Source organism: Yinghuangia sp. YIM S09857 (genome assembly GCF_051388915.1).
GTDB lineage: Bacteria > Actinomycetota > Actinomycetes > Streptomycetales > Streptomycetaceae > Yinghuangia.
On the sequence record NZ_JBPKBH010000037.1, the window covers coordinates 1 to 20,082 of the forward strand.

At 72.1% G+C, this 20,082-nt stretch carries 16 protein-coding genes; 8 read left to right on the top strand and 8 right to left on the bottom strand.

Annotated elements, in window-relative coordinates:
• Positions 1-36: 36 nt before the first annotated feature.
• The 6 genes from ACRX5S_RS40130 to ACRX5S_RS40155 form a co-directional block, all read right to left on the bottom strand.
• On the bottom strand, positions 37-621 hold the full coding sequence (locus ACRX5S_RS40130; RefSeq protein WP_436778239.1) for a hypothetical protein: 585 nt from the start codon (positions 619-621) through the stop codon (positions 37-39).
• Positions 618-1,529 carry an SDR family oxidoreductase gene (locus ACRX5S_RS40135; protein WP_436778240.1) on the bottom strand — a complete coding sequence of 304 codons (912 nt, stop codon included), beginning with the start codon at positions 1,527-1,529 and terminating at the stop codon, positions 618-620. Before ACRX5S_RS40135 ends, ACRX5S_RS40130 begins: the two co-directional genes overlap by 4 nt.
• Before the next feature lie 46 nt (positions 1,530-1,575).
• Positions 1,576-3,750 carry an acyl-CoA dehydrogenase family protein gene (locus ACRX5S_RS40140; RefSeq protein ID WP_436778241.1) on the bottom strand — a complete coding sequence of 725 codons (2,175 nt, stop codon included), beginning with the start codon at positions 3,748-3,750 and terminating at the stop codon, positions 1,576-1,578.
• 54 nt (positions 3,751-3,804) lie between these two features.
• Entirely contained in the window at positions 3,805-4,977 is a 1,173-nt protein-coding gene (locus tag ACRX5S_RS40145) for a thiolase family protein (protein ID WP_436778242.1), read from the bottom strand.
• Positions 4,978-5,035: 58 nt separating this feature from the next.
• Positions 5,036-5,818, bottom strand: a complete 783-nt coding sequence (locus tag ACRX5S_RS40150) for an SDR family NAD(P)-dependent oxidoreductase (protein WP_436778243.1) — start codon at positions 5,816-5,818, stop codon at positions 5,036-5,038.
• 82 nt (positions 5,819-5,900) lie between these two features.
• Positions 5,901-6,653 (bottom strand): crotonase/enoyl-CoA hydratase family protein, encoded by a 753-nt coding sequence (locus ACRX5S_RS40155; protein ID WP_436778244.1) that lies wholly within the window; start codon positions 6,651-6,653, stop codon positions 5,901-5,903.
• Between the two features lie 284 nt (positions 6,654-6,937).
• Between ACRX5S_RS40155 and ACRX5S_RS40160 the strand changes: the two genes are divergently transcribed.
• The 7 genes from ACRX5S_RS40160 (at position 6,938) to ACRX5S_RS40190 (ending at position 15,181) form a co-directional block, all read left to right on the top strand.
• Positions 6,938-8,842: a class I adenylate-forming enzyme family protein gene (locus tag ACRX5S_RS40160; RefSeq protein WP_436778245.1), complete on the top strand. Its 1,905-nt coding sequence runs from the start codon at positions 6,938-6,940 to the stop codon at positions 8,840-8,842.
• The gene (locus tag ACRX5S_RS40165; protein ID WP_436778246.1) at positions 8,839-9,840 is read left to right on the top strand and encodes a phosphotransferase family protein; all 1,002 of its coding nucleotides are present in this window, start codon (positions 8,839-8,841) and stop codon (positions 9,838-9,840) included. The genes ACRX5S_RS40160 and ACRX5S_RS40165 overlap by 4 nt, the downstream gene beginning before the upstream one ends.
• Positions 9,840-10,319: a DUF6285 domain-containing protein gene (locus tag ACRX5S_RS40170; RefSeq protein WP_436778247.1), complete on the top strand. Its 480-nt coding sequence runs from the start codon at positions 9,840-9,842 to the stop codon at positions 10,317-10,319. The genes ACRX5S_RS40165 and ACRX5S_RS40170 overlap by 1 nt, the downstream gene beginning before the upstream one ends.
• 1 nt (position 10,320) lies before the next feature.
• The gene (locus tag ACRX5S_RS40175; RefSeq protein WP_436778248.1) at positions 10,321-11,529 is read left to right on the top strand and encodes a cytochrome P450; all 1,209 of its coding nucleotides are present in this window, start codon (positions 10,321-10,323) and stop codon (positions 11,527-11,529) included.
• 90 nt (positions 11,530-11,619) lie between these two features.
• Positions 11,620-12,708: an NAD(P)-dependent alcohol dehydrogenase gene (locus ACRX5S_RS40180; RefSeq protein ID WP_436778249.1), complete on the top strand. Its 1,089-nt coding sequence runs from the start codon at positions 11,620-11,622 to the stop codon at positions 12,706-12,708.
• Positions 12,709-12,811: 103 nt separating this feature from the next.
• Positions 12,812-14,278, top strand: coding sequence for an aldehyde dehydrogenase (locus ACRX5S_RS40185; RefSeq protein ID WP_436778250.1), 1,467 nt, complete (start codon positions 12,812-12,814; stop codon positions 14,276-14,278).
• A gap of 312 nt (positions 14,279-14,590) precedes the next feature.
• Entirely contained in the window at positions 14,591-15,181 is a 591-nt protein-coding gene (locus ACRX5S_RS40190; RefSeq protein ID WP_436778251.1) for a TetR/AcrR family transcriptional regulator, read from the top strand.
• Between the two features lie 64 nt (positions 15,182-15,245).
• On the opposite strand, the gene ACRX5S_RS40195 is transcribed toward ACRX5S_RS40190, so the two are convergent.
• Together ACRX5S_RS40195 and ACRX5S_RS40200 are read right to left on the bottom strand one after the other, a co-directional pair.
• Positions 15,246-16,184, bottom strand: a complete 939-nt coding sequence (locus tag ACRX5S_RS40195) for an enoyl-CoA hydratase-related protein (protein WP_436778252.1) — start codon at positions 16,182-16,184, stop codon at positions 15,246-15,248.
• Position 16,185: 1 nt separating this feature from the next.
• Positions 16,186-17,292, bottom strand: a complete 1,107-nt coding sequence (locus tag ACRX5S_RS40200; protein ID WP_436778253.1) for a DUF7064 domain-containing protein — start codon at positions 17,290-17,292, stop codon at positions 16,186-16,188.
• Positions 17,293-17,733: 441 nt separating this feature from the next.
• Between ACRX5S_RS40200 and ACRX5S_RS40205 the strand changes: the two genes are divergently transcribed.
• Positions 17,734-19,284, top strand: coding sequence for an MFS transporter (locus ACRX5S_RS40205; protein WP_436778254.1), 1,551 nt, complete (start codon positions 17,734-17,736; stop codon positions 19,282-19,284).
• Positions 19,285-20,082 lie beyond the last annotated feature (798 nt).

A 20,082-nucleotide genomic window follows, 5' to 3' on the forward strand; every position in this document is an offset into this window, starting at 1 on the left:
CACAGCGACCGAATCACCCCAACGAGAAGCCAAGTCCTATAACCCGACGCCAAGTTCGGTACGACAACGGCTTCTTAGCCGGTAGATCAGGGCCTGATCGGGGCGGGTGGCGTCGGTCGCGGTGTGGTCGGGCGTGCGGTCGGGTCGTGCCCAGGGCTCGGCGGTTCCGCGTTCGCCGCCGAATCCGCCTTGTCCGGGCAGGAACAGGGTGCTGCGGCTGTGCGCGAGTTCCAGTCCGTCTGTGGCGTCGACGAGTGCGGATTCGATGACCGCCAGCGCGTCGTTGCCCTTGTCGAGGAAGGCGGTGACACGCGATCGGGTCCGGGCCGTGCCGGATACCGGGAGGGAGCGGTGCAGGGTGACGGACTGCTCGGCGTGCAGGATGGTGCCGTGGTCGAAGTCGCCCAGCGCGGGGCCGGGGCCGGCGGCCAAGGCGATGGCGAAGGTGGGTAGGACCCGCTGCGGGCGGCCGTGCGAGTTCTCGGTGGTGAACGCGAGTTCGGTTCCGGGGTCGGCGGCGCCCGCGCCGACGCCGAGGGCGTAGACGATGGCGTCGTCGGCGGTCCATGGCCGCTCGGGGGTTTCCCAGGCAGTGTCGAGGAGTCCGAGGTCGACGCTCATGCGGTGCCTCCGCGCGGCGCGAGGCCGGACATGTCCATGTTGGGTGCCGCCTTCTGCAGCAGGTCCGGCAGGATCTCGCCCAGTTCATCCAGGGACCAGATCCCGGCGCGCTGGACGTGTGGGCCCATTCGCCAGGGTTCGACGACGCCGACGAGGCCGCCGCCCGCGCCGAAGACCCGGCCGCTGACGGTGGCGCCGCCGGGGCCGGCGAGCCAGGCGACGAGCGGCGAGATGTGTTCGGGCCGCAGGTCGACGCCTGGGGTGTCGGCGATGAGGTCCTCGGTCATGCGGGTGCGGGCGACCGGGGCCACGGCGTTGACGGTGACGCCGTAGGGCCCGAGTTCGATTGCGGAGATGACGGTCAGGGCCGCGATTCCCGCCTTGGCCGCGCCGTAGTTCGCCTGCCCGAAGTTTCCGTATAGGCCGGACGCGGAACTGGTGTTGACGATCCTGGCGTCGACGGGGGCGCCCGTCGCTTTGGCCAGTGCGCGCCAGTGCCGGGCGGCGTGGTGTGTCGGTCCGGCGGTTCCGCGCAGGTGGACGCGGACGACGGCGTCCCATGCCTCGGGGGTCATGGAGACGAGGCTGGTGTCGCGCAGGATGCCGGCGTTGTTGACGAGGACGTCCAGGCGGCCGAAGACGGCGATGGCTTGTGCCACGAGTTCGGCGGCGCCGTCCCAATCGGCGACGTCGTCGGTGTTGGCGACGGCGGTGCCGCCCGCTGCGGTGATCTCGTCGGCGACCTGCTGGGCGGCCTGCACGCCGCTGCCGGTGCCGTCGGTGGCGCCGCCGAGGTCGTTGACGACGACCGAGGCGCCGTGACGGGCGAGTTCGAGGGCGTGGGCGCGGCCGATGCCGCGGCCTGCCCCGGTGACGACGGCCACCCGGCCGTCGAGGATGCCGCTCATGTGGCAGTGCTCCTGTTCGTCTCGATTGTGTAGGGGAATCGCGTGCTCAGGCGAGCAACGGGTCGCGGGGCAGGCCGAGGATGCGTTCGGCGATCTGGTTGCGGGTGATCTCGGATGTGCCGCCGGCGATGGTCATCCCGCGGGCGCTGAGCACGGCGAGGGCGACTACGGCCGCGGGCCCGTCGGTGCACGCCGCGTCCGGTCCGAGCAGCGCGGCGGCGAACGCCGATTGGTGCAGGAGGTGTTCGGCCAGGACCAGCTTGCTGATGTTGCCTTCGGGGCCGGGTTCGGCACCGGAGAGGGCTCGCTCGGCGCTGCGGACGTTGAGGAGTCCCAGCACATGCTCTTCGGCGAGGACGGCGCCGCAGCGGGCAGCGGCCCCGGGCAGCCGGTCGCCGTACCGCTTGGTGAGGTCGAGCACGTCGACGGGCACGGTCCCGCCGCCGTGGCCGCCGCCGATGCTGACGCGTTCGTTGCCCATGGTGGCGCGGGCGACGGTCCAGCCCTGGTCGACGTCCCCGATGACGTCGGTGTCGGGCACGAACACGTCGTTGAGGAAGACTTCGTTGAATTCGCTGTGCCCGGTGACCATGCGCAGTGGCCGCACCTCGACTCCCGGCGCGCGCATGTCGACGGCCATGGTGGTGACGCCGCGATGCTTGGGCGCGTCGGGGTCGGTGCGCACGGTGGCGAGGCCGTATGCGGCGGTGTGGGCGCCGCTCGTCCAGACCTTTTGGCCGGTAACCAGCCAGCCGCCGTCGGTGCGGCGGGCGCGGGTGCGGATGCTGGCGGCGTCGGAGCCGGCGTCGGGCTCGCTGAAGAGCTGGCACCAGTGGTGTTCGCCGCGCAGGGCGGGGCGCACGAGGCGGTCGACCTGGTCCGGGGTGCCGTGCTGGACCATGGTGAGCAGGACCCACTGGGTGATGCCAAGGGCGGGCCGGGTGATTCCGGCCTGTTCGAACTCTTCGTCGATGACCAGTTGTTCGGCGGCGCCGGCAGCGCGGCCGAAGGGCTTGGGCCAGTGCGGCACGAGATAGCCGCTGTCGGCGAGTACCCGGTGGCGGCTCTCCTCGGGGACGGCGGCGATGGCCTCGATGTCGGCGCGGATGCCGACCCGGGCCTCTTCGGCCTCGGGAGGCAAGTCGAGGGAGTACGCGCGGGTGACGCCTGCGGCGCGCAACCGGTGGATGTCGACGAGCGCGGCATCGGGTGAGGTGACGGCGGCCAAGGTCACGGCGCGCCGCTGATAGAGGTGGGCTTCGTGTTCCCAGGTGAAGCCGATACCGCCGTGGACCTGGATGTTGAGGCTCGCGTTCTCGGTGAAGGCGAGGATCGCGGTGGCGGCGGCAGACGCGGCGGCGAGCGCGAATGCTTCGGGGGTGTCGTCGGTGGCGCGGGCGGCGTCCCATACCGCGGCGGCGGCGAGTTCGGCGGCGACCAGCATGTTCGCGCAGTGGTGCTTCACTGCCTGAAAGGTCCCGATGGGGCGTCCGAACTGCACGCGCTCCTTGGCGTAGGCCGTGGCGGCGTCCGCGCACGCACGGGCGCCCCCCGCGGCCTCTGCGGCGGCAAGCACGCGCCACAGGTCGGTGGCGCGGGCCCGGGCTCCGGGCAGGATCTCGTCGGCCGCAATGCGGACGTCACACAGGACCGCCTCGGCGTGCGGCCGGGTCGGGTCGAGGCTGGGGCGGGCGGTGACGGCCAGTCCGTCGCGGTCGGCGTCGACGACAATCAAGTCGTCGCCCGCGGCCAGTACAAGGACACCGGCCGCGGCGCCGTGCGGAACGACGGTGAGTGTGCCGTCCGCGCGCGCCGAGCCGTCGGCGGATCGGGTGAGCGTGATGCCATCGGCGAGGGCGAGTGCAGCCGTGGCGGTGCCGTCCGCGAGGGAAGGCAGCATCCGGGCGGCGAGGGTGTCGGTGTCGGCGGCGGCGATGGCGGCGGAGGCGGCCGTGGTCGGCAGCAGCGGCACAGGCGCGAGGTGACGTGCGCATTGCTCCAGGACGACGGCGAGCTCGGGCAGTCCGAAGCCCGAGCCGCCGTAAGCTTCCGGCAGGTGGAGGCCAGGCCAGCCGAGGGTGCATATCGCGGCCCACAGATCGGCGTGTTCGGCGCCCGTGTCCAGACTGGCGCGGGCGGCGGTGCGGGCTTTGCGTCGGGTCAGGAAGTCGTCTGCGGTGGCGGCGAGTTGTTGGTGTTCGGGTTTGACGGCGATGGCCATGCGGGTCCTCGCTGGTAAATGGGGCGGCGCTTGGCTGCGGGTGGGGCGGGCGGGTCAGAGGAGTTGGAGGACCGTGGCGTTGGCCATGCCGCCGCCTTCGCACATGGTCTGCAGGCCGTAGCGGATGCCGTTGTCGCGCATGTGGTGGACGAGGGTGGTCATCAGCCGGGCACCGGAGGCGCCGAGCGGGTGGCCGAGGGCCATGGCGCCGCCGTTCGGGTTGAGCCGTGCCGAGTCGGCACTCGTCTCGCGGAGCCACGCGAGGGTGACCGACGCGAAGGCTTCGTTGACCTCGTAAGCCCCGATGTCCGCGAGTGACAGTCCTGCGCGGGAGAGCACCTTGGCGGTGGCGGGGATCGGGCCCTTGAGCATGGTGACGGGGTCGGTGCCGACGACGGTGCCGGTGTGGAAGCGGGCGATCGGCGTCCACCCGTGGGCCGCGGCGATCTCGCTCGTAGTGACCAGGAGGGCCGCGGCGCCGTCCGTGATCTGGGACGAGTTGCCCGCCGAAATGCGGCCGTCCGCCTTGAACGGGGTGGGAAGTCCGCCGAGTTGTTCGAGGGTGCTGCCGCGCCGGATGCCCTCGTCGGCGTCGACCACGCGGTCCGTGCCGTCCGGTCCGGGCACGGTGATCGGGGTGATCTGTCCGTGGAAGCGCTTGGCGTCGACGGCGGCCGCGGCACGTGCGTGCGACTCCAAGGCGTGGGCATCGAGTTCGGCGCGGGTGAGGGCGTACTCGTCGGCGATCATTTCGGCACCGGCTCCCTGGTTGAACACCGTGCCGGGGTAGCGGTTCTCGATCCGGGGGCTGAACGGGGTGCCGAGGGCACCACCAGCGAAGGACGAGCCCATCGGCACGCGGGACATCGACTCGACCCCGCCGGCGATGGCGATGTCGTACTGTCCGGCGATGACGCCCGCGGCGGCCTGGTGCACGGCCTGCTGGGACGATCCGCACTGCCGGTCGACGGCCAGGCCGGGGACATGCTCGGGCCATCCGGCGGCGAGTACCGCGTAGCGGCCGATGCCGCCCGCCTGTTCGCCGATCTGGGAGACACAGCCCCAGACCACGTCGTCGACTTCGGCGGGGTCGAGTCCGACGCGGTCCGCGAGGGCGATGAGGATCTGCGCGGACAGGTCGACGGCGGAAAGGCCGGACAGGGCACCGCCGGGCTTGCCTTTGCCGAGGGGGGTCCGCACGGCGTCGACGATGACGGCGTCACGCATGGTCGCTCCTTTGTTCGTTCGTTGGTTCGGTGGTACCGGAGGAGTGGGAGGAGCCCGCCTACTTCGGGCTCATGCGGATGGCGCCGTCCAGCCGGATGACCTCGCCGTTGAGGTAGTCGTTGCCGACGACGGCGGCGACGAGGTCGCCGAATTCCTCGGGGCGGCCGAGGCGCGCGGGGTGCGGTACCTGCGCGCCGAGGGCGTCGCGGACCTGCTGCGGCGCGCTGCCCAGGAGCGGGGTGTCCATAAGGCCGGGGGCGATGGTCACCACACGGATGCCCGCTGCGGCGAGGTCGCGGGCTGCGGGAAGGGTCAGCGCGGTGATCGCGCCCTTGGACGCGGCGTAGGCGACCTGCCCGATCTGCCCTTCGTACGCGGCGACCGATGCGGTGTTGACGATGACTCCGCGGCTGCCGCCTTCGGCAGGCTCACTGCGGGTCATCGCGGCGGCAGCGAGCCGGAGGACGTTGAACGTGCCGAACAGGTTGATGCCGACGAGGAATTCGAAGGCTGCCTGCGGGTAGGGCGTGCCGTCCTTGGCGACGGTGCGGATGGCGCTTCCGGTGCCGGCGCAGTTGACCGCGACGCGCAGCGTGCCGAGTTCGGTGGCGGCCTGGACGGCGGCCGCGGCGTCCTGCTCGCTGCGCACGTCCCCGGATACGAACCGCACAGAGCGCCCGGATTCGCGGGCCAGCGCATCGGCGACGTCGGCGCCGGCCGACGTCGGCAGGTCCAGAAGGACGGCGCCGGCCGCGCCCTGAGAAAGCAGACGGGCGGCGGTGGCCCGGCCGAGGCCCGAAGCCCCGCCGGTGACGAGGACGGACGCGTTGTCGAGGTGCATGGGTGGTGCTCCTTGGGCTGATCTCGGCAGGCCGGACGGTCCGGCAGCGAGGTGCGGCTCGGGTTGGGGATGGCGCAAAAGGTCAGCGGCCCTGCCAGTGCGGGGCGCGTTTCTCGGCGAAGGCAGCCGCACCTTCGCGGGCGTCGTGCGACGCGAACACCGGGGTGGTGATCGCTTCCTGCCGGGACCACACTTCGTCGGCGGGCCAGGAGCCGGAGTCGGCGACGATGCGCTTGGTTGCGCGCACGGCCATGGGCCCGTTCGCCGCGATGACGGATGCGAGCGCGCGAGCGGCGCGCAAGGCGCCGCCGGAGGGCGCGAGTTCGTTGACCAGGCCGAGCGCGTGGGCCCGTGCCGCTGTCAGGGGTTCGCCGGTGAGCGCCAGTTGCATGGCCACGTGGTACGGAAGCCTGCGGGGCAGCCGCAGCAGCCCCCCGCCGCCCGCGACCAGCCCGCGCTTGACCTCCGGCAGCCCGAACACCGCATCGTCCGCCGCGACGATGGCATCGCACGCCAGCGCAATCTCGAACCCACCTGCCAGCACGTGGCCCTCGACGGCGGCGATGAGCGGTTTGGCGGGCGGCGCCTCGGTCAGGCCCGCCAGCCCGCGGCCCGGCAGAACCGGCAGCTCGCCCTGGAGGAACGCCTTCAGGTCCATTCCGGCACAGAACGTGCCGCCGGTGCCGGTGAGCACGCCGACCACCAGGTCGTCGCGGCGGTCGAGTTCGTCCAGCGCGGCGGCGATGCCGGTGGCGACGGCCAGGTTGACGGCGTTGCGCGCCTCGGGCCGGTCGATGGCGATGATCGCGACGCCGTCGGTGTGCGTCACGGACACGGCCGGACGATCTCCGGCAGGCGTTGGTTGGGGCGAGGCCGGGGTGGGTGCGGCGTTGGGGTGCACGTTGTTCCTCCTGATGCGGCCAGGGCGGTCCGGCTGGCAGGGCAGCTCCGGCGCCCGCGCCCTGGGCCGCGGTGCGGTCCGGGCCGTGCCGGGCGAGTAGGTCGAACCGGCTGGCCGGTAGCGCCGCCCTTGAACCTGAGCCTGACGTCAGGTTATAACAGCCTTCAGGGCGGCGGCGTCAAGCCCCCGTCGATGCCCACGGCCCAGGGAGCCTCGCGATGGCACACACACAGCCCGACCCACCAACGTCGGAAATCCGCTCCGTCGACAGTCCTGCGGCACCGGGAGCACGTGCGGGTGCACCGAGTGCCGCCGAGCGGATCGCGGCCGAGCTGACTGCCCCAGGGCAGCCGTTCGAGGTGGTTGAGGCGACTGTCCGCGGCCGAAAGACACGGGTCTGGCGCAACGCGCCCGCAACGCTGGCCGACCTCCTCGTCTCCGGGAACGCCTGGGGCGAGCACGTTTTCCTCGTGCACGGCACCGAGCGTTGGACCTACGCCCGCCACGGCCGGGCGGCCGCCAGCCTGGCGAGGTGGCTCGTCAGCGACGGCGCGGTGCAGCGCGGCGACCGGGTGGCCATCGCGGCGAGCAATCGGGTGTCCTGGAGCATCGCGTTCTGGGGCGCGGCCTGCGCCGGCGCGGTCGTCGTGCCGCTCAACGCCTGGGGGACCGGCGAAGAGCTGGGGTATGCGCTCGACGACAGCGGAGCCACCTGGCTGTTCGCCGACCGGGCCCGGCTTGCCCGGCTCGCCGGGCAGCTGGCGGGCATCCACCTGGTCACCCTCGACATCGGACCCGACGCCCCCGAGGCCGCGGCCACCGGCGCCGCAAGCGTTCGGGCGCTGGCCGACCTCGCCGACCCCCACGCGGAGTTCGCCCTTCCCGCGATTGCCCTCGACACCGACGACGACGCCACGATCCTCTACACCTCGGGCACGACCGGGCGTCCCAAGGGCGCGGTCGGCACCCACCGCAACATGACCACCAATGTGATGAACCTGCTCTACTGGGGTGCCCTGGAGTTCGCGCTGGCGGCCGTGGAGCTGGAGTCGCCGGACCCCGTCGACCCTGCCGACCCCGCCCACGCGGCCGCCCCGTTCCAGGAGCCGCCCAGCACGCTGGTCACCGTCCCGCTTTTCCACGCGACCGGGTGCCACGCCACCCTCGTGGCAGGCATGGCGCAGGGCGGGAAACTCGTCCTGCTGAACAAGTTCGACGCCGACGTCGCCGTCGACCTCGTCGAACGCGAGCGCCTGACCCGTCTCGTGGGCGTCCCCACCACCATCCAGGCAATTTTGGAGGCCGGGGCCGGGCGCGACCTGACCAGCGTCACCTACGTCGGCTACGGCGGCGCGCCCGCGCCGACCTCGCTCCCGGGACGCATCCGCGCCCAGATGCCTCGCGCGGTCTGCGGGGTCGGCTACGGCCTCACCGAGAGCTCGGCGAACGCCACCGCCAACATGGGCGCCCGCTACGCCGCCCGCCCCGACAGCGTCGGTACACCGTGCCCGGTCGTCGAGATCGCCGCGGTCGACGACCGCGGGGCACCTCTGCCGCCCGGGCAGGTGGGCGAGCTGGTCGTCCGCGGCCCCAACGTGGTCCGCGGATACTGGAAGCGCCCTGAGGACACCGCCGCGACCTTCCTGGACGGCGGGCTGCGTACCGGCGACCTCGGCTGGATCGACGCGGACGGCCGGGTCTACATCAGCGACCGCAGCAAGGACGTGGTCATCCGGGGCGGCGAGAACGTCTACTGTGCCGAGGTCGAGGACGTCGTCGGCGAGCATCCGCAGGTGGCCGAGGCCGCCGTCGTCGGAGCACCGCACCCGCTCCTCGGCGAAGAGGTCGCCGTGTTCGTCGTGCCGCGGCCCGCGGAGGCCAGCGCATCCGGCGACCCGGGTCGGGTGGACGCCGACGACCTGCGGAGGCACGTCCGCGAAAGGCTGGCCGGTTTCAAGGTCCCCACGATTGTTGAGGTCAGCACCGAACCGCTACCGCGCACACCCACCGGGAAGTTGCGCAAGGACGTGCTGCGCCGCCTGCTCGCGGACCGGCTCGCCGCCGCCGGGGCCGCCACGTCGGGCGCCCTGTCGGCGGCGGCCGGAACGGAGTCCGGCCGATGACCACCGCAGCCACGTCCGCCCCGCGCACGGACCTCGCCGCGGACGTCGCCTCGCGCCTGAGCGAGGTGCACAGCACGCCGGTCACCGTGTCCAAACTGCGTCGGCTCTCCGGCGGCGCGTCGATGGAGACCTGGGCCGCCGAGACCGCCGGTGACGTCCCGGCGGGGAAGATCATCATCCGCCGTGACCGGCCGGGCGCACCGTTGAGCAGCCGCCACGACGAAGCGGAACTGCTGCGCATTGTGCACGCAGCGGGGGTGCCGGTGCCGCGGGTGCTTGCCCAGAGCGCCCCCGACGAGGCTCCCGCCTACCTGGTCATGGAATTCCTCGACGGCGAGACGATTCCCCGGAAGCTGCTGCGCGACCCCGAGTTCGGCCGCGCCCGCGAGGTGCTCGTCGAGCAGGTCGGCCGGACGCTCGCCGCAATCCACACGGTGTCCGCCGAGCGCATCCCCTTCCTCGGCCCCGCGCGCGAAGCCGCCGAAGCCGTCGCCGAGATGGACGCCTGGCTCGCTCGACTCGATGTCGGCTCCCCCGTCCTGGAACTGGCCGCGCGCTGGCTGACCGCCAACACCCCGCCCGCCGGACCGGCCTGTCTCGTGCACGGCGATGTCCGGACCGGAAACCTCCTCGTCGCACCCGAGGGCCTGACTGCGGTTCTCGACTGGGAGTTGGCGCACGCGGGCGCGCCGGCCGAGGACCTGGGGTGGTTCTGCACCCGGGCGTGGCAGTTCGGCGCCGACACCAAACCCGCGGGTGGTTTCGGGACCCGCGAGGAACTGCTGGCCGCCTACACCGCCGCCGGAGGCACCCCGGTCAGTCGGCCGGAACTGCACTTCTGGGAGGTGTTCGGCACGTTCAAGTGGGCGCTCACCTGCGTGACGCAGAGCCGGCTGCATCTGTCGGGACAGGTCCGCAGCGTCGAACTGGCAGCCATCGGACGCCGCCTCGCCGAGGCGGAGTACGACCTCGTCGTCCTCCTCCAGGAAGGCCCGTGATGCAGTACTCACCAACCGCCGTCCAGCTCGTGGACGCCGTCGCCGAATGGCTCGAAGCAGTCGGCGGCACCGCTCTGGACGGAGCAGACCGCTACCACGCGCGGGTCGCCGTGCGCGTACTGCGGATGGTCGAACGCGAACTGGCCGCGGGGATCAGGCACCACGCACCGGACCGGGAAGCCATACACGCGCTTGTCGGCGGCGCGGCAGGTCCCGACGCCGACGACGCCGAGCGGGCCACAGCCGCCACTGCCGACGACATCGATACCTCTACCGACGACGCGCCGTTGATGCGCGAAGCCGCCGCGGCAATCCGCGCCCGCGTTCTTGCACCGGACGCGCCCGGCCTCCTTCCGGCGCTCCGTGCCTGTGCCGTCCGTCGGCTGGAGGTCGTCAACCCCGGCTATCTGCTGCCGGAGGACCGGGCGTCGCGGGAACCCGTCCCCCCGGCGCCGCTCGCATCCCACCGAAAGGCCTGACGTGCTCGCCACCGACATCACGGACCTGACCCTGCTCGACGTCTACAGCGACCAGTTCAGGGACGACCCCTACCCCTTCTACGCCCGTCTGCGGGCTGAGGCGCCGCTGATACGACTCGCACAGCCGAACGTCTGGTTCATGACCCGACACGAGGACATCAGCGAAGCGCTGCGCAATCCCGGGCTGTACTCCTCCGCTCAGGGCGTCGCCTTCGGCCCGGGCGGCGGGGCCGGGTCGCTGGTCGCCATGGACGACCCCGACCACCGGCGTCTGCGCGGCGTTCTCAGCCGCCAGTTCACCCCGCGCAACGTGCGGACGCTCCGCGACCAGGTCGACGGCGTCGTCGACGGCCTCGTCGTCCGAATGTCCGGCGAGCCGGCGGACGCCTTCGACTTCGTCCCGGCGTTCGCGGACCCGCTGCCCACCCGGGTCATCGCGCACTACCTGGGCATCGACCCCGACTGCTGGCGCGACTACCGCCGCTGGAGCCATGCGCTGACCGCGTGGCCGTGGGCACGCCGCGAAGACCCGGTGCTCGCCGCGGAGATCGGCACGGCCGTGACGGAAGCGGTGACCTGCTTCTGGAGTGCCGTCACGGACCGCCGGGTGCGGCCCGGAACCGACCTCATCGGCCGCATGGTGTCCGCCGCAGACTCCGACGAGGCCCTCACCGACGAGGAGATCGTCAACTTCTGCAGCCTGCTCATGATCGCCGGGAACACCACCACCGCCTCGGTGCTGGCCCACGCCGTGCACCTCCTGCTCGCGCACCCGGAGCAGCGCCGCGCCCTGCGCGACCGCCCCGAGGGCATCCCGCAGGCGGTCGAGGAGATCATCCGCTTCGAGCCGCCGATCCAGTGCTTCGCGCGCACGCTCACCGCCGACCACCGCCTGCACGGGCAGGACATGCGAGCAGGCGACCGCGTCATGCTGGCGTTCGGCGCCGCAAACCGCGACGAGACCGTCTTCCCGGACCCCGACAGGTTCGACATCACCCGCCAGCCGGCCGGGCACCTCGCGTTCGGCTCGGGACCGCACTTCTGCCTCGGCGCGTGGCTGGCGCGGATGGAACTGGAATCCGCCCTCACCGCGCTGCTACCGCTGATGGACGGCTGGGCCGCCGACCCGCACCGCCCCGTGGTGCGGCGCCCCGAACTCCCGTCCTTCCGCGACATCACCTCCCTGCCACTGGTTCGAGCCCACGCCTGACCGCCGAACCACGACCGCGCGCCGCGCATCACGCACGGGGCATCCCCTACCGCGCACCGCGCACCGCAAGAAGAAGCGAGGAACACACCTGTGAGGATCACCGCGGCGGTCCTGCGTGCACCCGATGCGCCATATGAAATCGAGGAGTTGGAGCTTGGCGGCCCCGGCCCGGGCCACGTCAGGGTGCGCATCGTAGGCGCGGGGCTGTGCCATACCGACCTGCTCGCCCGCGTACCCGGGCACACGCCCCATCCCATCGTCACCGGACACGAGGGTTCCGGCGTCGTCGACGCCGTCGGCCCCGGGGTCGCGGGCTTGGCCGTCGGCGACCCGGTCGTGCTGTCGTACGACGCATGCCGGGCCTGCCGGAACTGCCTGTCCGGCCAGCCCGCGTACTGCGCGGAGTTCACCGCGCGGAACCTGACCGGGACCGGTGCGGACGGGCACGGCCTGCTCCGCGACGCGGCCGGCGACCCGGTGGCCTCCCGCTGGTTCGGCCAGTCGTCGCTGGCCAGCCACGCGGTCACCGCGGCGGCGAACGTCGTCAAGGTAGACCGGGACCTGCCCCTGGAACTGCTGGGCCCCCTGGGCTGCGGCGTACAGACCGGGGCGGGCGCGGTGTGGAACTCGCTCGGGGTGCGTCCGGGTTCGTCGATTGCGGTGTTCGGATCCGGGGGCGTCGGGCTCAGCGCCGTCATGGCCGCCCGGGTGGCCGGGGCGGGCGTGGTGGCCGCCGTGGACGTCAATCCCGCCCGCCGCGAACTGGCCCGTGAGCTCGGCGCGACGCACGTCTTCGACGGCGCAGACCCGGACCTGCCCGCCGCACTCGCCGACGCGAGCGGCGGCGGGATGCAGTACGCCCTCGATACCACCGGACTGCCCACGGTGATCACCACGGCCGTATACGCGCTGCGCCCCACCGGGGTATGCGGCCTCGTCGGCATCCAGCACGGCGACTTGGCCCTGCCGCCCGACGCGCTCGCGCCGGGCCGCGCCCTGCTCGGGATCATCGAGGGCGACGCCGTCCCGCAAACGTTCGTGCCCATGCTGATCGGCCTGTGGCGGCAGGGACGTTTCCCCTTCGACCGGCTCATCACCACATTCCCGCTCGCCCGGATCGGCGATGCCGAGCGTGCCGCACTCGAGGGCACCGTCGTGAAGCCGGTCCTACTGCTCTGAACCCCGGGTACGTCCTTTGCCCCGCTCCCTCGTGCTCCTCCGTTGTCCGGCGGCCTGTCCACCGCCGGCTCCAGGGGCCGCGCCCTCTTCTCAAGGACTTTCCATGTACCACCACGACATGCTGTTCATCGGCGGCCACTACGTACGCCCGCCCGGCCCCCGTGTGACCGTCGAGGTCGTCAACCCGGCCGACGAGTCCGTTGTCGGCTCCTTCCCGGCCGCGACCGCCGCCGACGTGGACGACGCGGTCGCGGCCGCCCGCAACGCCCTCGACAGCCCCGCGTGGGGAGGGTTGAGCCCCGTCGAGCGGACTGCCGCGCTCGTCCGCTTCGCCGACGCTCTGGAGACGAACCTGGTGGAACGCGCCGCGCTCACCACCTTGCAGAACGGCATGCCGATCGCTCTGGCCCTCGACGCGGAGGGCGCAGGCCCGGTCGGACTGCTGCGCTACTACGCGGCGCTGGCCAGCGTCGTCCCCGCGGAGGAGACGCGCCCGCGCCTGGACGGAAGCGGCTGCACCGTCGTCACCCGGGACCCGGTCGGCGTGGTTGCCGCCGTCGTCCCGTGGAACTTCCCCCAGACCCTGACCATGTTCAAACTGGCTCCCGCACTCGCCGCCGGCTGCACCGTCGTCCTCAAGCCGGCGCCGGAGACGACCCTGGACGCGTACGCCCTGGCCGACGCGGCGCTGGCCGCGGGGCTGCCGCCCGGCGTGCTCAGTGTCGTTCCCGGGGGCGCCGACATCGGCGAACTCCTCGTTACTCACCCGGGTGTCGACAAGGTGGCCTTCACCGGGTCTACGGCCGCCGGACGCCGGATCGGCGAAGTGTGCGGGAGGCTCTTGCGGCCGGTCTCGCTCGAATTGGGCGGCAAGTCCGCGGCGATCCTTCTCGACGACGCGGACGTCGAGGACTTCGCCGGGCGATTGGCGGCGGTGTCGCTGCTCAACAACGGCCAGACATGCCACCTGTCCACCCGCATCCTCGTGCCCCGGGGCCACCACAACGCTGTGGCCGAGGTGGTGGGGGCGGTGGCCGCGTCCCTGGTCGTCGGCGACCCGATGGACCCGGCGACGGGGCTGGGGCCCTTGGTCAGCCGACGGCAGCGCGCCCGCGTCGAGGCGCACATCGCCGCAGCTATATCCGCAGGCACCACGGTGGTGACCGGCGGCGGTGCCCGGCCGCGCGACCGCGGCTGGTTCGTGGCACCGGCAGTTTTCGCGGACGTCGACAACGGCGCGCCGCTCGCCCGCGAGGAGGTCTTCGGGCCGGTCCTGGCGGTCATCCCCTACCGCGACACGGACGAAGCGGTGCGCCTGGCCAACGACTCGCCCTACGGTCTCGCCGGAACCGTGTGGACCAGCGATCCCGAACGCGGCCTCGCCGTCGCGCGACAGGTTGAGACCGGCACGATCGGCGTCAACGACTACAGCATCGACGCCGGGGCGCCGTTCGGCGGCGTCAAGGCGAGCGGGATCGGACGCGAACTCGGCCCGGAGGGCCTGGCCGCGTTCACCGTCACGAAGTCCGTGTATCTGTCGGCCGGTCTCCGAACGCCCGACGCGGACTGAGCGCGGGCCGCCTGCGGCGCAACCGCACCATCCCATATGATGCCGACGTCAGGTTCGGGTCGCGTCCCGCCTTCGCGACCCGGCCGCGCGCCGCGCCGACGACGCCCGGCACCAGCGTGTTCCCTTCCGCCGCCCGGCTCCCGCGGACCGGTTCGCGGGCCCCGTCATCCTGACCTCTGATCTGGAGAAGTCGTGCCTACCGCTCGGAAAGCCGTACACAGGCCCAAGAAGGGCGCCGCCCCCTCCCCGGCGGCGGCCAGTCCGGGAACACCCGCCGAGCCGACCCGCCGCGAGGACGGCAAGGAGGTGCGCTTGGGCCCGCGTGGAGCCGCGACGCGCGCCAAACTCATGGTGGCCGCGCGCGAGGTCTTCGAGGAACGCGGGTACGGCCAGGTCTCGGTGGCGCAGATCAGCGAGCGGGCGTCCGTCAGCCAAGGCACCTACTACCAGTACTTCCGCGACCGCAGCCATGTGATGTCCGCGCTGGTGGACGAGTACGTCGGCGCGTTGCTAGAGACCGCCGACGGGGTGTGGCACCTCGAGGACGGGCGGACCGGTCTGGAACTGCTCCTGCGCTTCTACGTCGGGCACTACGCGGAGAACGCGGCCTTCGCAGGTGTCTGGGAGGAGGTCACGCAGCTCGAACCCGCGCTCGCGGACGCACGGCGCCGACTCACGAACGTGATCGAGACGACGGTCGAGCAGCAGTTGCGCCGGGGCCTCGAGTCCGGCGCGCTGGAACCGCTGGACGACATCGCCGGGACGGCGCGAATGCTGACCGCGATGGCCGACCGCTATTGCTACCTGACCTACGTCTTCGACCGCCGCGCGAAACCGCCATCCGCGGATGCCACGGCGCGTTTGCTGCTCGAGGCGTGGGCGCGGCTCCTGAAGCTCCCCTAGTCGCGGCTCCGGCACACACGGGTCGCCAGCCCGCCCGCCTTCCTTCGCGGGCGGGCTGATCCCGTCAGGGGCGCGTCGGGGCTTGACCGGGGTGTGCGGGCGGCCAGGGGGCGAACCGCGGTGCCCGCCGCTCCGCGAGCGCGGCCAGGCCCTCGCCGAGATCGGGGCGCCTGAACGACTCGAGCATCAGGGCGAACGAGGAGGCCAGTGCGGCGTCGCGGCCGCAGCAGGCGTCCGCGTCGACCTGTGCCTTGACCACCGCCATCGACGTGGGAGAGCTCAGCCGCGCCAGGTCGCGGGCGTACTCGCGAGCTGCCGGCAGGAGTTCGTCCGGTGGCAGGACCCGTTGCACGAGCCCCATGGCCTGCGCCTCGGCCGCATCCACCGTTCGCCCCGACAACAACAGGTCGAGGGCGTGGCCGCGGCCGACCAGGCGCGGGAGAAGCCATGCGGTGCCGTACTCGGCGATCAAGCCGCGGCGCGCGTACGCGGTCGCCAGCGTGGCGCGCTCGGACGCGAAGCGGATGTCGCAGAACAGCGCCTGGGCGAACCCGAGCCCGATGCACGGTCCGTCGATCGCGGCGACCAGCGGCTTGGCAAATCTCAGCGGGTAGCCGGGGTCGCGGGTGGCGTCGGGTTCCGAGCCCTCCGCCGACAGGCTGTCGGTGTTCGGTGCGGTGTTGTCCGCACCCGCGGACAGGTCGTGCAGGGCCGACAGGTCGGCCCCCGCGCAGAACGCGTTACCAGCACCGGTCACCACGACGGCCCGCACACGCGGGTCCGCCTCTCCCCTGCGCAGCAGCGCGAGGTAGGCGGACTCCAGGTCGGCGGTCATCGCATTGCGGCGGTGTGGACGGTTCAGCACAACGGTCAAGACACCGTCAACGTCAACGGCTGCGAGGAGTTCGCCGGTTCCCGTCGGCACGCGGGTCCCAGGAGGGAACTCGTCGGCGGCCGGGGGCAGCCCGCGCTCGGCCCGCCGGGCATCGGTCTCTGTGGTCATGTCAGCTCTCCTCGGCGATCCCGACGGGTACGCCATCGATGACCTGGTCGAGGTACTCGCTCATGCCGCCGCCCGGCGCGGACGACAGCGTGGGGCAGCTCCACACCGTCAGGCCCTCCGCGATGCGGGTGGTCAGGAGGTCGCCGTTCTCGTCGGTGCGGCGGTTGCGGAGCGGCACCATGCCGAGCACCTCGCCGTGGATCTCGTAGGTGTCGGTGTCGGTGGTCAACGTCAGATCGAGCGCGGTCTGGGTGCCGGTGGCGCCGTCCCACACCGTGGTGACGCGCACACCGCGGACCTGGTCGTAGCGGCCGTCGCGGAAGACGACGCCCCCGACCTTGCGGCCGCCCGCGCGGTCGGCGATGACGCTGGCGACGAAGCCCGCGTTGGGGCCGAGGTTCCCGGTGAGCCACCGGTACCACCAGGGGGACTGCCAGTGCCGCGGGCCCCAGGAGTGGTCGCGCAATCCGGGGGCGGTGACCTCCCAGACGGTGTCCCCGACCCGCACGGATCCGCGGGCGACGACGTGCTGTTCGTAGTGGCCGCGTGCGAAGTCGCCGCCGTGCATGTCCTCGAGCGGGCGGCCGTCCTCGTACTCGGCCTCGCCGCCGAGCATCGGAGAGACCCCCTCGTAGGCCAGGTCCAGCGCGGCGTGCACCCGCGGACTGGTGCGGTACGCGGTCTTCGGGTCGGACATCGCGTGGCCGTCCGCCAGGTGCAGGAGCTCCCCGCCGAACCGCACGTCGAGACGCTCGAAAGGCTTCACCACCTTGAACGAGAGCCCGCCCGCGTCGAAGTGCTCGTTGTCGGCTATCGCGGGCCGGGCGAAGTCGAACGCGACGCTGCCGTCGGGGAGGTACAGGCAGACCGAGCGTTCGGCATGGCCCTGGTTCGCGCGGTTGCCCAGCCGGACCCATCCCCCCAGGCGGGCCCGGGGGTCGTAGAAGTTGAAGTACATGGACTCGTTGAAGTGCTCCTCCGGCCCCAGGGCGTGCATGCCCTCGTCCTCCGGATCGAGCCGCAGCCGGACGCCCGCAGGGGGTTCCGGCCACGACGCGCCCCCTGCCGGTGCATCCTGTGGCTCCTGCACGGGTTCCTCGACTCGCATCGCTTCTCCTCTTGACATCAGTGGCAACCTGACCAGAATCTGAGCCTGACGTCAGGTAACAAATCACGCAGGCTTATCCGCCGTCAACAGGCCGCACGCCCAGGCGGCGGCCGACGCATCCCACACGCGCTGCGCACCGGCGCCTGCGTCACCGCACACCTGAGGACCGCGCCAGCCAGGCATGTCTGCCTTCAGCGGCGACGCACTCAAAGCCGATCCGGCTCACGACTCCGGACCCGCCCGCCCACCCCTGAGCCCAGGGACCGACGACCCCGTGCAGGAGCTGTCATGGTCGCCCCACCCTCGCCCGCGTCACCCGCCTCTGCGTCCCCCGACGCGCCCCCGCGACCAGAGCCCTCACCGGGACTCACCCGCCTGTGGAGGCGTGAACTCCACCGCTACCCGGTCGGAGCGGCACGCTTTGCCCAGCTCGCCCTGGTTGTGGCAGCGACCGTGGTCGTGTACTACCAGCTGTACGTGCAGACCGCCGTCGCGACGTCGATCATGAACCACTACGGCATGTCGTTCGGGTACTTCTCGATGGTGGCCGTCGTCGGCAACATCGCCGGGGCCGGTGCCGCACTGGTCGCCGGATTCGCAGACCGGTGGGGACGCGCGAACCTGGTCGCGTACGGACTTCTCGCCACGGGCGTCCTCACGCTCGTCGCCCTGCCGGCAGCGCCCAGCTCGACCGCGTTCCTAGTCCTCACCGCCGTGATCGGCTTCGTCGAAGGACTCGTCCTCGTCGCCGCCCCCGCCCTGGTCCGCGACCTGTCGCCGCAGGTGGGACGCGCCTCGGCAATGGGGCTGTGGACGATGGGCCCGGTGCTGGGGAGCCTCATCGTCACCGGGGTCACCAGCACCACCCTCGACGACATCGGCTGGCGCAACGAGATCCGCTACGCCGGCGTGGCCGGCATAGTCGTCGCCCTCATCGTGGCGATCTTCCTCCGCGAACTCGCCCCCGCGCTGCGCAACCAGCTCATCGTTGACTTCGAGGAGCGCACCCTGCTGGAGGCCCGCGCCGCCGGCCTGGACCGCGAGCAGGCCCTCGACACCAGCGGACGCCGCGTGCTGCGCACCGACGTGGTCGTCCCCGCCATCGGCGCGGGCCTGTACCTGCTCTTCTACTTCACCGTGGTCGGAAGCTTCGTGGTCTTCTTCAGCACCGTCCACGGCTACAGCGAGCAGCGCGCAAACTCGCTGGGCAACTGGTTCTGGGCCGCCCAGGCCGTCTCCCTGATCCTCTTCGGACTGCTCTCCGACCGGCTGCGCGTCCGCAAGCCCTTCATCGTGACGGGCCTGATCGGCTCTCTCGCCCTGATGATCGTGTTCGCGTCCGTGTCCACCCAGGCCTCGACCGACTTCGACACCTTCGCGCTGCTCGGCTGCTGCATGGGCGTGTTCGGCGGCATGGCGTACGCCCCCTGGATGGCGGGATTCACCGAGAACGTGGAGCGGCACAGTCCGTCGGCCACCGCAGCCGGACTGGCCGTCAGCGGCAGCGTGACCCGCCTCATCGTGGCAGCGACCGCCATCGCCCTCCCGATGGTCGCCAGCTCCGTCACCACCCTGGTCGACCACGGCGAGGACGTCGCCGAGGCCCAGCAGCAAGCCGCCCCCGCCCTCGCTGTGATCGCGGCCCACCCAGCCCTGTTCGCCGAACTCGACCGCTACCCCTCGGACGCCCTACCACCCGACCTCGGCGTGCGCGCCTTCACCGAGGTCGGGCCCGCCAGCCTCGCCCTCGTCACCCAAGCCAAACCAGCCCTGGACATCATTAAGCGCCACGGAACCGACGTCGCCGAGGCCTCGAAGGACGCCTCCGACCAATGGCGGACCTGGTGGTGGATCTGCGTCGCAGGACAGGCGATCTTCCTTCCCACCGCCTTCCTCATCCGTGGCCCGTGGACGCCCCGCCGAGCCCGCCTCGACGCGGAGACCCGCGCTGCCGCCCGTGCCCGCGAACACGACGCCCTCCCTGCCACGTAGTGCCGTGACAGGACAAGTTCGCCGGGTTGCCGCACCACGCACTCGCCCAGCCGCATGAGCGGCCCGCCGACACAGCGTCGGCGGGCCGCGCGAACTCGTGTCAGGAGGGGTGTCAGCGTGCGCGGACGCCGGTGATCTCGACGTCCGGGCAGGCGACCGCCTGCGCAGCCACCGCCGGCTGCTCGATCGTCGAAGAGGTCATGCGCGCACCCTCCCACGGCAACGGGGGGCCTGCCCCGATGGGCCAAGACCGACCTCGTCATCGGCGACACCACCGTCCACGCGGGCGACCTGGTCCTGCTGGTCATGCTCGACGTCTTCGCCGCCAACCAAGACCCCGCCGCCTTCCCCGCCCCCGACACCTTCGCCCCGGCCGCGGCGGCGTCCCGCATCTGGGGTTCGGCTACGGCATGCGCTACTGCCTCGGAGCACCTCGCCCGCATGGAACTCACCTCCGCATCGTCGAACTCCCCGTCACCTGGTGAACAAACGCGGCCCACGGGCGCGGGGTAATCCGATCCGCACAGCACCGGTGGCCCATCTGAGGCGGTCGCATCCTGCCGAATGTTGCACCGGCTTCGCTGCCGATGAGGTTCGGACCGTCCGGTGGCAGCCACCGGTGACCCAGACCTCGACGCTTACCAGCTCGTCGAGCCGTAGTTCGGAGAATTCCGAACACATGGCGTGCGGCGTACCGTTCGTGATCCGGGTTCGCCGGCGGGACCGACGGCGGGACCGCAGCAGGCTGGCGCCCACCCCCACCCGGCGCCGGACCTGCCTGGTGGGGGGGGGGGGGGG

Excerpts from the sequence above, each read along its gene's own strand:
- ACRX5S_RS40160 (WP_436778245.1), top strand. The coding sequence starts at position 6,938 with ATGGCACACACACAGCCCGACCCACCAACGTCGGAAATCCGCTCCGTC.
- ACRX5S_RS40165 (WP_436778246.1), top strand. The coding sequence starts at position 8,839 with ATGACCACCGCAGCCACGTCCGCCCCGCGCACGGACCTCGCCGCGGAC.
- ACRX5S_RS40140 (WP_436778241.1), bottom strand. The coding sequence starts at position 3,750 with ATGGCCATCGCCGTCAAACCCGAACACCAACAACTCGCCGCCACCGCA.
- ACRX5S_RS40130 (WP_436778239.1), bottom strand. The coding sequence starts at position 621 with ATGAGCGTCGACCTCGGACTCCTCGACACTGCCTGGGAAACCCCCGAG.
- ACRX5S_RS40185 (WP_436778250.1), top strand. The coding sequence starts at position 12,812 with ATGTACCACCACGACATGCTGTTCATCGGCGGCCACTACGTACGCCCG.
- ACRX5S_RS40135 (WP_436778240.1), bottom strand. The coding sequence starts at position 1,529 with ATGAGCGGCATCCTCGACGGCCGGGTGGCCGTCGTCACCGGGGCAGGC.
- ACRX5S_RS40200 (WP_436778253.1), bottom strand. The coding sequence starts at position 17,292 with ATGCGAGTCGAGGAACCCGTGCAGGAGCCACAGGATGCACCGGCAGGG.
- ACRX5S_RS40195 (WP_436778252.1), bottom strand. The coding sequence starts at position 16,184 with ATGACCACAGAGACCGATGCCCGGCGGGCCGAGCGCGGGCTGCCCCCG.
- ACRX5S_RS40170 (WP_436778247.1), top strand. The coding sequence starts at position 9,840 with ATGCAGTACTCACCAACCGCCGTCCAGCTCGTGGACGCCGTCGCCGAA.
- ACRX5S_RS40145 (WP_436778242.1), bottom strand. The coding sequence starts at position 4,977 with ATGCGTGACGCCGTCATCGTCGACGCCGTGCGGACCCCCCTCGGCAAA.
- ACRX5S_RS40150 (WP_436778243.1), bottom strand. The coding sequence starts at position 5,818 with ATGCACCTCGACAACGCGTCCGTCCTCGTCACCGGCGGGGCTTCGGGC.